The organism is Streptacidiphilus sp. EB103A (genome assembly GCF_041261405.1).
GTDB lineage: Bacteria > Actinomycetota > Actinomycetes > Streptomycetales > Streptomycetaceae > Streptacidiphilus.
Window position 1 is genome coordinate 668,910 of record NZ_JBGCAQ010000001.1, and the last position, 11,520, is coordinate 680,429.

The 11,520-nt window shown below is 71.3% G+C and carries 9 protein-coding genes; all 9 read left to right on the forward strand.

The window, feature by feature from the left end:
* Position 1 precedes the first annotated feature (1 nt).
* The 9 genes from argC (at position 2) to ABH941_RS03075 (ending at position 11,456) form a co-directional block, all read left to right on the forward strand.
* Positions 2-1,072: an N-acetyl-gamma-glutamyl-phosphate reductase gene (gene argC, locus ABH941_RS03035; RefSeq protein ID WP_370126948.1), complete on the forward strand. Its 1,071-nt coding sequence runs from the start codon at positions 2-4 to the stop codon at positions 1,070-1,072.
* An 11-nt stretch (positions 1,073-1,083) separates the two neighbouring features.
* Entirely contained in the window at positions 1,084-2,253 is a 1,170-nt protein-coding gene (argJ, locus tag ABH941_RS03040) for a bifunctional glutamate N-acetyltransferase/amino-acid acetyltransferase ArgJ (RefSeq protein ID WP_370127073.1), read from the forward strand.
* A 15-nt stretch (positions 2,254-2,268) separates the two neighbouring features.
* The gene (gene argB / locus ABH941_RS03045; protein WP_370126949.1) at positions 2,269-3,213 is read left to right on the forward strand and encodes an acetylglutamate kinase; all 945 of its coding nucleotides are present in this window, start codon (positions 2,269-2,271) and stop codon (positions 3,211-3,213) included.
* The gene (locus tag ABH941_RS03050) at positions 3,210-4,400 is read left to right on the forward strand and encodes an acetylornithine transaminase (protein ID WP_370126950.1); all 1,191 of its coding nucleotides are present in this window, start codon (positions 3,210-3,212) and stop codon (positions 4,398-4,400) included. The genes argB and ABH941_RS03050 overlap by 4 nt, the downstream gene beginning before the upstream one ends.
* Before the next feature lie 3 nt (positions 4,401-4,403).
* Positions 4,404-4,946 (forward strand): arginine repressor, encoded by a 543-nt coding sequence (locus tag ABH941_RS03055; RefSeq protein ID WP_370126951.1) that lies wholly within the window; start codon positions 4,404-4,406, stop codon positions 4,944-4,946.
* A 247-nt stretch (positions 4,947-5,193) separates the two neighbouring features.
* Positions 5,194-6,084: an XRE family transcriptional regulator gene (locus ABH941_RS03060; protein ID WP_370126952.1), complete on the forward strand. Its 891-nt coding sequence runs from the start codon at positions 5,194-5,196 to the stop codon at positions 6,082-6,084.
* 198 nt (positions 6,085-6,282) lie between these two features.
* A complete protein-coding gene (locus tag ABH941_RS03065; protein WP_370126953.1) occupies positions 6,283-7,293 on the forward strand; it encodes a LacI family DNA-binding transcriptional regulator in 1,011 nt (336 codons plus the stop codon).
* Between the two features lie 149 nt (positions 7,294-7,442).
* Entirely contained in the window at positions 7,443-10,190 is a 2,748-nt protein-coding gene (locus ABH941_RS03070) for a cellulose binding domain-containing protein (protein ID WP_370126954.1), read from the forward strand.
* Between the two features lie 228 nt (positions 10,191-10,418).
* A complete protein-coding gene (locus ABH941_RS03075) occupies positions 10,419-11,456 on the forward strand; it encodes a type III polyketide synthase (protein ID WP_370126955.1) in 1,038 nt (345 codons plus the stop codon).
* Positions 11,457-11,520 lie beyond the last annotated feature (64 nt).

Genomic DNA, 11,520 nt, shown 5'->3' on the forward strand with positions numbered 1-11,520 from the left:
CATGGCAGTCACGCCCACGAGTGCGCCCAGCACATCCCGGCCCGGCACGTTCCGGGCGGCGGTGGCGGGTGCGAGCGGCTACGCCGGGGGCGAGGTCCTGCGCATGCTGCTGAACCACCCGCGGATCGAGATCGGCGCCCTCACCGGCGGGTCCAACGCGGGCACCCGTCTCGGCGAGCTCCAGCCGCACCTGCTGCCGCTGGCCGACCGGGTCCTGGAGCCCACCGACGCCGAGACCCTCGCCGGTCACGACGTCGTCTTCCTCGGCCTGCCGCACGGTCAGTCCGCCGCCGTCGCCGCGCAGTTGGGCGAGGACGTGCTGATCGTCGACTGCGGCGCCGACTTCCGGCTGCACGACCCCGCCGAGTGGGAGAAGTTCTACGGCTCCCCGCACGCCGGCACCTGGCCGTACGGGCTGCCCGAACTGCCCGGCGCCCGGGACGCGCTCAAGGGCAGCAAGCGGATCGCCGTCCCCGGCTGCTACCCCACCGCCGTCACCCTCGCGCTGATCCCCGCCTACGCCGCCGGACTGGCCGAGCCCGAGGCGGTGGTGGTCGCGGCCTCCGGCACCTCCGGCGCCGGCAAGGCCGCCAAGACGCACCTGCTCGGCAGCGAGGTGATGGGCAGCATGAGCCCGTACGGCGTCGGCGGCGTGCACCGGCACACCCCCGAGATGACGCAGAACCTGTCGGCAGTGGCCGGCGAGCGGGTCGCGGTCTCGTTCACTCCCACCCTGGCGCCGATGTCCCGCGGCATCCTCGCCACCTGCAGCGTCAAGGCCCGACCCGGCACCACCCGGCACAGCCTGCGCGACGCCTACACCGCGGCGTACGCCGCCGAGCCCTTCGTCCATCTGCTGCCCGAGGGGCAGTGGCCCGCCACCTCCGCCGTCCTCGGCTCCAACCACGCGCTGGTCCAGGTCGCGCTGGACGAGAGCGTCGGACGCATCACCGTGATCAGCGCCATCGACAACCTCGCCAAGGGGACGGCCGGCGGCGCCGTCCAGAGCATGAACATCGCCCTCGGGCTGCCCGAGGAGTTCGGCCTTCCCCAGACTGGAGTCGCACCGTGACCAGCCCCATCATTCCCGCGTCCGGCGCCGGCGTCACCGCGGCGAAGGGCTTCCGCGCGGCCGGGATCACCGCGGGCATCAAGGCCTCCGGCACCCCGGACCTGGCCCTGGTCGTCAACGACGGGCCCACGCTCGCCGCCGCCGGGGTCTTCACCTCCAACCGGGTCAAGGCCGCCCCCGTGCACTGGTCCGAGCAGGTCGTCAAGGGCGGCACCGTCTCCGCCGTGATCCTCAACTCCGGTGGCGCCAACGCCTGCACCGGACCGCTCGGCTTCCAGGACACCCACGCCACCGCGGAGCGCACCGCCGAGGTCCTCGGCCTCAACGCCGCCGAGGTCGCCGTCGCGTCCACCGGGCTGATCGGCGTCCGGCTGCCGATGGACAAGCTGCTCCCCGGCGTGGACACCGCCGCCGCGGCCCTCAGCGCGGACGGCGGCGAGGCCGCTGCCGTCGCCATCAAGACCACCGACACCGTCCACAAGACCGCTGTCGTCACCCACGCCGACGGCTGGACCGTGGGCGGCATGGCCAAGGGCGCCGGCATGCTCGCCCCGGGCCTGGCCACCATGCTGGTGGTGCTCACCACCGACGCCGTCGTGGACGCGCAGCGGCTGGACACCGCCCTGCGCGCGGCCACCCGTACCACCTTCGACCGGGTCGACTCCGACGGCTGCATGTCCACCAACGACACCGTGCTGCTGCTGGCCTCAGGGGCAAGCGGGGTGACGCCGGATCAGGCCGCGTTCGCGGAGGCGGTCCGGGCCGTCTGCGCCGACCTCGCGCTGCAGCTGGTCGGCGACGCCGAGGGCGCCAGCAAGGACATCCGCATCGACGTCGTCAACGCCGCCACCGAGACCGAGGCCGTCGACGTGGCCCGCACCATCGCCCGCAACAACCTGCTCAAGTGCGCCGTCCACGGCGAGGACCCCAACTGGGGCCGGGTGCTGTCCGCGATCGGCACCACCACCGCCGTCTTCGATCCCGACGCGCTGGACGTGGCCATCAACGGAGTCTGGGTGTGCAAGTCGGGCGGCGTCGGCGAGGACCGCGACCTGGTCAGCATGAAGGACCGTCAGGTCGTCATCACCGCCGACCTGCACGCCGGCGCGGCCACCGCCACGGTCTGGACCAACGACCTCACCGCCGAGTACGTCCACGAGAACAGCGCCTACTCCAGCTGAAGGGGCCTGACGGCCGTGCAGATCGCACCCAAGGGCGAACAGGCCCGCAACAACACCGCGCTGCCCAAGGCGCTCACCCTTATCGAGGCGCTGCCCTGGCTAGAGCGCTTCCACGGCAAGACCGTGGTCATCAAGTTCGGCGGCAACGCCATGGTCGACGAGTCGCTGAAGGCGGCCTTCGCCCAGGACGTGGTCTTCCTGCGCTACGCCGGGCTGCGCCCGGTCATCGTCCACGGCGGCGGCCCGCAGATCAGCGCCCAGCTGGAGAAGCTGGGCATCGACTCGCACTTCACCGCCGGCCTGCGGGTCACCACCCCGGAGACCATGGACGTGGTCCGGATGGTGCTGTCCGGACAGGTCCAGCGCGAGCTGGTCGGGCTGCTCAACGACCACGGCCCGTTCGCCGTCGGCATGACCGGCGAGGACGCCCACACCATGACCGCCGTCAAGCGCTACGCCGAGGTGGACGGCGCCCAGGTGGACATCGGCCTGGTCGGCGACATCGCCCATGTCGAACCCGGGGCGGTCAACGCGCTGCTGGACAACGGCCGCATCCCGATCATCTCCTCGATCGCCCGCGGCGCCGACGGCCATGTCTACAACATCAACGCCGACACCGCCGCCGCCGCGATGGCGGTCGCGCTGAACGCCGAGATGCTGGTGGTGCTCACCGACGTCGAGGGCCTCTACGCCGACTGGCCGGCCAGCGACGACGTGATCAGCCAGCTCAGCGCCAACGAGCTGGAGAAGCTGCTGCCGACACTGGCCAGCGGGATGCTGCCGAAGATGGAGGGCTGCCTGCGCGCCGTGCGCGAGGGCGTCGGCACCGCCCGTGTGCTGGACGGCAGGGTGCAGCACAGCCTGCTGCTGGAGATCTTCACCGACGAGGGCATCGGCACCATGGTCGTGCCCGACGCCGAGACCGAGACCGAGACCGTGATCACTGGGGGACTGGCATGAGCAACGCGGAACTGACCCAGCGGTGGCAGCACACCCTGATGAACAACTTCGGCACCCCGCGCATCCCGCTGGTACGCGGCGAGGGCGTGCACCTGTGGGACGCCGACGGCAAGCGCTACACCGACTTCCTCGGCGGCATCGCCGTCAACGCCCTCGGCACCGCCCACCCGGCGATCGTGGCGGCGGTCACCGAGCAGATCGGCACCCTCGGCCACATCTCCAACTTCTTCCTGGCCGAGCCCACCGTCCGGCTCGCCGAGCGGCTGGTCGCGCTAGCCGACCACCCCATGCCCGGACGCGTCTACTTCTCCAACTCCGGCGCCGAGGCCAACGAGGCGGCCTTCAAGATCGGGCGGCTGACCGGGCGCACCCACATGGTCTCCGCCCACGGCGGCTTCCACGGCCGGACCATGGGCGCCCTGTCGCTCACCGCCCAGCCCGCCAAGCAGGACCCGTTCCGGCCGCTGCCGGGCGACGTCAGCCACGTCCCCTTCGGCGACGTCGAGGCGCTGCGCGCGGCCGTCAGCACCGACACCGCCCTGGTGATGCTGGAGCCGATCCAGGGCGAGAACGGCGTGGTGGTCCCGCCCGCCGACTACCTGGTCGCGGCCCGCGAGATCACCCGCGCCACCGGCACCCTGCTGGTCCTGGACGAGATCCAGACCGGCATCGGACGCACCGGGCACTGGTTCGCCCACCAGGCCTTCGAGGGCGTCGACCCGGACGTCGTCACCCTCGCCAAGGGCATCGGCGGCGGCCTGCCCCTCGGCGCCACGCTGGCCTTCGGCGACGCGGCGGAACTGCTGCACCCGGGCCACCACGGCTCGACCTTCTCCGGCAACCCGGTGGTCTGCGCCGCGGCCAACGCGGTCCTCGACACCATCGAGGCCGAGGGGCTGCTGGACCAGGTCACCAAGGTGGGGGAGCGGCTGCGCAACGGCATCGAGGCGATAGGCGATCCTCTGGTGGACCACGTCCGGGGCGCGGGCCTGCTGCTCGGCATCGTCCTCAGTCGGCCGGTCTCCGCGCAGATCCAGGCCGCCGCCCAGCGGGCCGGCTTCCTGGTCAACGCCGCCGTGCCGGACACCGTCCGGCTGGCCCCGCCGCTGATCCTCACCGAGCGCGATGCGGACACCTTCCTCGCCGTGCTCCCCGGCATCCTGCGCTCCGTACGAGAGGCTGACTGACCCATGGCCGAAGACGTCCAGCCCGACCAGGCCGCCACCGGGCCGGTGTCCCAGCTTCCGCAGACGCGGACCGCGCGGCACCGGCGCATCGTGGACCTGCTGACCCGTCAGCCCATCCGCTCGCAGAGCCAGTTGGCGAAGCTGCTCGCGGACGACGGCCTCGCGGTCACCCAGGCCACGCTCTCCCGTGACCTGGACGAGCTGGGCGCGGTCAAGATCCGCAACCAGTACGGCACCCTGGTCTACGCCGTCCCCGCCGAGGGCGGCGACCGCACCCCGCAGGCCGCCGGCGGCGAGTTCGGCAACGAGGGCCGACTGGCCCGGCTGGCCTCCGAGCTCATGGTCTCCGCCACCGCCTCCGGCAACCTCGTGGTGGTGCGCACCCCGCCAGGCGCCGCCCAGTTCCTGGCCTCCGCCATCGACCAGTCCGGCATCCACGAGATCATCGGCACCATCGCCGGCGACGACACCGTCCTCCTCATCTCCCGCGACCCGGCCGGCGGCAACGCCCTGGCCGACCGCCTCCTGGAGCTGGCGCAGTCCTGAGCGCATCGGCGGGGCCCGCGGCGGATGTGTCGCTGGCTCATCGGCTGCGTTCCCCTTCTGTCGCTCCGGAATTGGTCGGTGCCAGTTCCGGCGGAGAGTCTGTCCGATTCTCGGGTATCTTTCCAGTGCTGGTTTTTACATGTAATTACCTGCATATAAAAAGCTGAGTACTGGACCGGGCCGCCACGAACCCCGGAGCTATGAGGGGGTTTGTCGCTGTATGGACGCCGGGGAGCTCGGAAGGCTTTTGAAGGGGGCGCGCAGCAGGATCGACCCGGGCGACTGGGGCTTCCCGCCCCGGGAGGAGCGGCGCGGGCGTCGGGTGACCGGCCTGTCCCAGGGCCAGGTCGACCACCTGCTCGTTCAACGCTCGTGGTCCAGCAGCCGGTCCTGGCCGAGCGGGACGTTCGGTCGGTTGGAGCGGGGCCGGATGGACAGCCCGTCACCAGCGCTGCTGGACGACATCGCCACCCTCCTGGGCCTCGACCAGCACGAGTGGACCTGCCTCTACCTGTACGCCGGGGTCGAGCGGGGCCTTCAGCCGTTCGACCCGCAGGCCCCGGTGCGGGTGGGGCGCCACTGGCAGGCCGCGTTGGACGGCATCGAGCACATGGCGTACATCACCGATCCGTCCTGGCGGCTGCTCAGGTGGAACAAGCACTTTCCGGGCCTGTTCTCGGCCGAGCCCGAACCGCCGAACCCGCCGGAGAACATCCTGCGCTGGATGATGCTGAGCGCCCAGGCCCGGGAGATCCTCCTGGACTGGGACAAGGCATGGGCCCCGTACGCGCTGGCGCAGCTCAGGGCGACGGTGCGCCAGCATCCGCAGTCCCAGGAACTGAAGCGCCTGGAGGCCGAGATCCTCGCGGACCCGGACACGGGCCCCATCTACCGGAACCGGGACCGGGAGTACACGACCAATGACGGAGACCGGCGTCCCCTGCGCCACGAGGTCCTGGGGGAGGGGATGGTGAGCATGTGTCCGGCGCACCTCGGGTCGCGGGCCGTCCTCATGATCATCCCGTTTGAGCCCGGGGTCGTCGAGCCGACGAAGAACCATGGGCGCCTCCTCGGACCGTCACGCGCGCTCCCGGCGGACGGTGAATTCCACGGACAGTCAGTTCGCGCCGGCGAATAGATATCTCTGCTCCAATGCGTCGGCGGAATTTCGTTGTCGCGAAATGAATGGCCCCGGCCAGGAATCGGATGCGATGCCGGATGTGGGGCCAACGGTCTTGCCGTGCAGGAGTCTTGACAGTGGGTCGGCAGTGCCCGACGCTCCGTACTGCGCGGTGACGGGTGCCTGACAGGCGGCCGACAGTCGAAGGGACCGGAGATGGTTGCTTCTCCCGCCGCCCCGGCCGCCCCGCGACCCACCCTCGCGGAAGTGGCACAGCGGGCGGGGGTTTCCATGGCCACGGCCTCCCGGGTGCTGAACCGGTCCGCGCCGGTGAGCGAGGACGCGCTGGCGCGGGTGGAGTCGGCGGTGCAGGAGCTGGGCTATGTGCGCCGGCGGGCGCAGAGCGCCGGGGCGCGGGCGACCGGGGCCGTCGCCGTCGTGGTCTTCGAGGACATGATCCACTACTGGTCGGACGTCTTCTACTCCCGGCTCCTGGTCGGGGTGGAGCGCGCGCTCCACCCCGGTGAGCAGGAACTGGTGGTGCTGACCGCGTCCCGGCGGGCCCGGCGGCCCTCACTGCTCCGCTATCTGTGCGGGGGCCACGTGGACGGGGTGCTGCTGGTGGGGCCGCGAGGCGACGACTCGCTTCCGCGGCTGATCCGGGCCGCCGGCGTGCCGGTGGTGTCGCTGGGACGTCCGATGGCCCCCGGGGATCTGCCGTTCGTGGACGCTGACAACCTCGGCGGTGCGGCCGGGGCGGTGGGACACCTCTTCCGGTCCGGGCGACGCACCGTGGCCACCATCGCCGGGCCGCCCGACATGTCGGTCGGCGCCGACCGGTTGCGCGGCTACTTCCGCGCGGTGCGCGACGCCGACGGGCCGGGGCGGGAGACGGTCGCGTACGGGGACTTCACCGTCGCCTCGGGGGAGCACGCCATGATCCGGCTGCTGGAGCTGCGGCCCGGTCTTGACGCGGTCTTCGCCGCCTCGGACCTGATGGCCGCTGGGGCGCTCCGGGCCCTGCAGCGGCTGCGCATCCGGGTGCCGGAGGAGGTCGCCCTGGTGGGCTTCGACGACGACGCGGTCGCCTGCCGGATCCGGCCCCTGCTCACCACGGTGCGGCAGCCGGTCGAGGAGATGGGCGCCCGGGCCGTCGCGGAGCTGCTGGGGCGGGCCGAGGGGCAGGTCGTGATGGAGACGACGCTGGTACTGCGCGAGTCGGCCTGAATCTCCGCCGATGTAGCTTTCATGTCCGCCGGTCGGCTCGACCGCTGGTGTGCGGCGAAGCGCTTGCTTGTCCCATACGTCGGATTGACGAACCGTCAGGCGACTGCGTTCATGGGCGGGCCACCCCAGCGCACCCTAGGAGCCGCCCGATGCGCCACCTCCGCACCAAGGCCAGATCCATGCTCACCGTGCTGACCTCCGCCGCCGCCGTGGCTGTCGTCGGCCTGCTGCCGGGAGCGCTCCCGGCCCGGACGGAGGCGGTCGACGCAACGGCCGCCGGCCAGGCGTACAGCTGGAACAACGTGCAGATCGGCGGGGGCGGTTTCGTCCCCGGCATCGTCTTCAACGAGGGCCGCGCCGGACTGGTGTACGCGCGCACCGACGTCGGCGGCGCCTACCGGCAGGACCCGGCGACCGGGAGGTGGATCCCGCTGCTGGACTCGGTCGGCTGGAGCGACTGGAACCTCAGCGGCGTGGCCAGCCTGGCCACCGACGCCGCCGACCCCAAGCGGGTCTACCTGGCCGCGGGCAGCTACACCAACAGCTGGGACCCCAACGACGGCGCCATCCTGCGCTCCGCCGACCAGGGCGCCACCTGGCAGCGCACGGTGCTGCCGTTCAAGGTCGGCGGCAACATGCCGGGCCGCGGCATGGGCGAGCGCCTCGGCATCGACCCCAACAACGACAAGGTGCTGTACTTCGGCGCCGAGAGCGGCAACGGCCTGTGGCGCAGCGCCGACTACGGCGTGACCTGGGCCAAGGTCAGCGCCTTCCCCGACACCGGGCCCTACGCGCCCCTTCCCAGCGACACCACCGGCTACCAGAGCGACCCCGAGGGCGTGCTCTGGGAGGTCTTCGACAAGGGCAGCGGCACCGTCGGCGCGGTGACGAAGACCGTGTACGTCGGCGTCGCCGACAAGGCGCACAGCATCTACCGCTCCGACGACGGCGGTTCGACCTGGACGGCCGTCACCGGGCAGCCGACCGGCATGATCCCGCACAAGGCGGTGCTGGACGCCTCCGGCGGGAACCTCTTCATCACCTACAGCGACACCGGCGGCCCGTACGACGGCGCGCACGGCGACGTCTGGAAGTACGCCACCGGGACCGGGACCTGGTCCAACGTCAGCCCGGTGCCGTCCACGGACACCAGCAACGACTACTTCGGCTACAGCGGCCTGACCGTGGACCGGGAGCACCCGGGCACCCTGATGGTCACCGCCTACAGCTCGTGGTGGCCGGACACCCAGATCTGGCGCAGCACCGACAGCGGCGCGACCTGGAAGCCGTTCTGGGCCTACACCAGTTACCCGACCCGGGTCGACCAGTACACCGTCGACCTGAGCTCGGTGCCCTGGCTGACCATGAACGCCAATCCCTCGCCGCCCGAGGAGGCCCCCAAACTCGGCTGGATGACCGAGTCCCTGGCCATCGACCCGTTCAACTCCAACCGGATGATGTACGGGACCGGGGCCACCCTGTTCGGCAGCTCCGACCTGACCGACTTCGACGCCGGAAAGAAGATCACCATCGCCCCGGTGGTCCAGGGCCTGGAGGAGACCGCGGTCAACGGGCTGATCAGCCCGCCGACCGGGGCTCCGCTGCTCAGTGCCCTCGGCGACCTCAACGGCTTCCGGCACACGGACGTCACCACCGTCCCCGCCAGGACCTTCTCCTCGCCCAACTTCACCAGCTCCACCGGGATCGACTACGCCGAAACCAGTCCGAGCGTGATCGTGCGGGTCGGTGACACCGCGTCAGGTTCGACGGAGAAGCACATCGGCTACTCCACCGACGACGGCGCGGACTGGTTCGCGGCCTCCTCCGAGCCGAGCGGGGTGACCGGCGGCGGCACCGTGGCGCTGGCCGCGGACGGCAGCGCGACGGTGTGGAGCCCGGCCGGGACCGGGGTCTACCACGCGACCGGCTACGGCAACACGTGGAGCGCTTCGACGGGCATCGCGGCCGGCGCCACGGTCGTCTCCGACCGCTCCGATCCCAAGACCTTCTACGGCTACTCCGGCGGGACCTTCTACGTCAGCACCGACGCCGGGGCCACCTTCACCGCGACTGCGGGGACCGGGCTGCCGAGCGCGGGCAACGTCCGTTTCAAGGCCCTGCCGGGGGTCAAGGGCGACCTGTGGTTCGCCGGCGGTGCGAGCGGCGGCACTTACGGCCTCTGGCACTCGACCAACGGCGGCGCGAGCTTCACCCGGGTCGGCGCCGTGGACCAGGCCGACAGCATCGGCTTCGGCAAGGCGGCCCCGGGCAGCAGTTACCCCGCGCTGTACAGCAGCGCGCAGGTCGGCGGCGTCCGCGGGCTCTTCCGCTCGGACGATGCCGGAGCGACCTGGGTGCGGATCAACGACGACCAGCACCAGTGGGGGTGGACCGGCGCGGCGATCACCGGCGACATGCGCACCTACGGCCGGGTGTACGTGAGCAGCAACGGGCGGGGAATCCTGTACGGCGACATCGCCGGAGGAACCCCCACCCCGACCCCGACTCCCACGGCCACGCCTGCCCCGACCCCGACTGCCACTCCCACGCCGACCACCACCGCCTCGGCCGGCGCATGCGAGGTCGACTACAGCCTCAGCAGCCAGTGGAGCGGCGGCTTCGGCGCCAATGTCACGCTGCTGAACCGCGGCACCGGCACCGTCAACGGTTGGACCGTCGTCTGGACCTTCCCGGACGGGCAGAAGATCACCCAGCTCTGGAACGGCTCCTACGCACAGACCGGCTCCGCCGTCACGGTGACCAACCTGTCCTACAACGCGACGATCGCCGTGGGCGGATCGGTCTCCTTCGGCTTCAACGGGAGCTGGACCACGGCCGACGCCCCACCGGCCGCAGCCACCCTCAACGGCACCGCCTGCACCGTCAAGTCGTCATAGCCGCAGGTGGGGGCCGTGGCGGCGGCCCCCACCCCGCGTCGTGCAGGTGATGCGGGGCGGCGCGATCGATCGGAGACTCCGGGAAACTCCGAGAAAGGCCGAGATTCGCCGCCTTGTGACCGACGGACGCCCGCCGAACCGGCAGCGTCTGTGGGCACAATCAGCGTCCACGGCTGTTGCGAAGGCCACTCCCGACGCCCCGACCGAAGGGCCGAAATGCCTGTTCACGTGAGCAGACCCGCAGTCGTCTTCCCTCCGTACGAGGTGGAACTCGACCAGATCCTCGCCGACATCCAGACTCACCACGCGGACCATGCGGAACTGCGGCGGATCCTGCGCATCGTCGGTCGTACCGGTGTGCGGAGCCGACGCTTCACCCGACCGTTGGACGAGGTCGGCAGGCGCGAGTCCATCGAACCGCGCAACCGGCGCACCTTCGCGGACGTCTGCGCGCTCGGCGCCGAGGCCGCCCGTGCGGTGCTGGCCGAGCAGGGCGTCGAACCAACCCAGGTGGACTGTGTCGTGACCAGCCACAGCACCGGGGTCGCCATCCCCGGGCTGGATGTGCACCTGTTCAACGCCCTGGGGCTGCGCCCCGACGTCCGACGCATACCCATGACCCAACTCGGGTGCACCGGCGGTGCCCTGGCCCTGGTCCGGGCGGCGGAGCAGGTGCGTGCCCGTCCGGGGAGCAGGGTGCTGGTGGTCGTCGCCGAAGCGCTCAGCACGGTCTACCAGCACTCCGACGACAGCATCGAAGCCATGATCTACAAGGTGCTGTTCGGCGACTCCGGCGGGGCCGTCCTGGTCAGTGACGCCCCGCTGGGCACCGGTCTGGTGGTGGAGGACACCTGGGAGTTCACCCTCCGCAACACCACAGAACGCCAACGCCTCCGGCTCGACGACCTCGGCCAGCACTTCGACTCCACCGCGGACGCCTTGAAGTCCATGGGCGAGCTGGTGTCTCCGCTGCTCGACTGGTACCGGCGCTCAGCGGGACAGGACACCCCCGACTTCTGGGTGGCACACACGGGAGGGCCGCGCATCCTCAGCGATCTGGAGGACGGCGTGGGCTGCGACCGCAAGCTGCTGCAGCACTCCTGGGAGAGCCTCCGCGAGCGCGGCAACCTCGGCGGGGTGGCCGTTCTCGACGTCCTCGACCGCCTCTATGCGACTCCGCCCGGCCCTGGCGCCTCCGGGGTACTGATCGGTCTCGGGCCCGGCTTCGCCGCTGCGGCCTGCCGCGCCGTATGGCACATCGGCTGAACAGCGCTCGCCCGCCCGTCCCCGGCGTGTTTGATTTCCATACGGCAGCATGCATAATTATTCT

Bases quoted from the DNA above. Each gene is read 5' to 3' on its own strand.
- argC (WP_370126948.1), top strand. From the start codon at position 2: ATGGCAGTCACGCCCACGAGTGCGCCCAGCACATCCCGGCCCGGCACG.
- ABH941_RS03050 (WP_370126950.1), top strand. From the start codon at position 3,210: ATGAGCAACGCGGAACTGACCCAGCGGTGGCAGCACACCCTGATGAAC.
- ABH941_RS03055 (WP_370126951.1), top strand. From the start codon at position 4,404: ATGGCCGAAGACGTCCAGCCCGACCAGGCCGCCACCGGGCCGGTGTCC.
- ABH941_RS03065 (WP_370126953.1), top strand. From the start codon at position 6,283: ATGGTTGCTTCTCCCGCCGCCCCGGCCGCCCCGCGACCCACCCTCGCG.
- ABH941_RS03070 (WP_370126954.1), top strand. From the start codon at position 7,443: ATGCGCCACCTCCGCACCAAGGCCAGATCCATGCTCACCGTGCTGACC.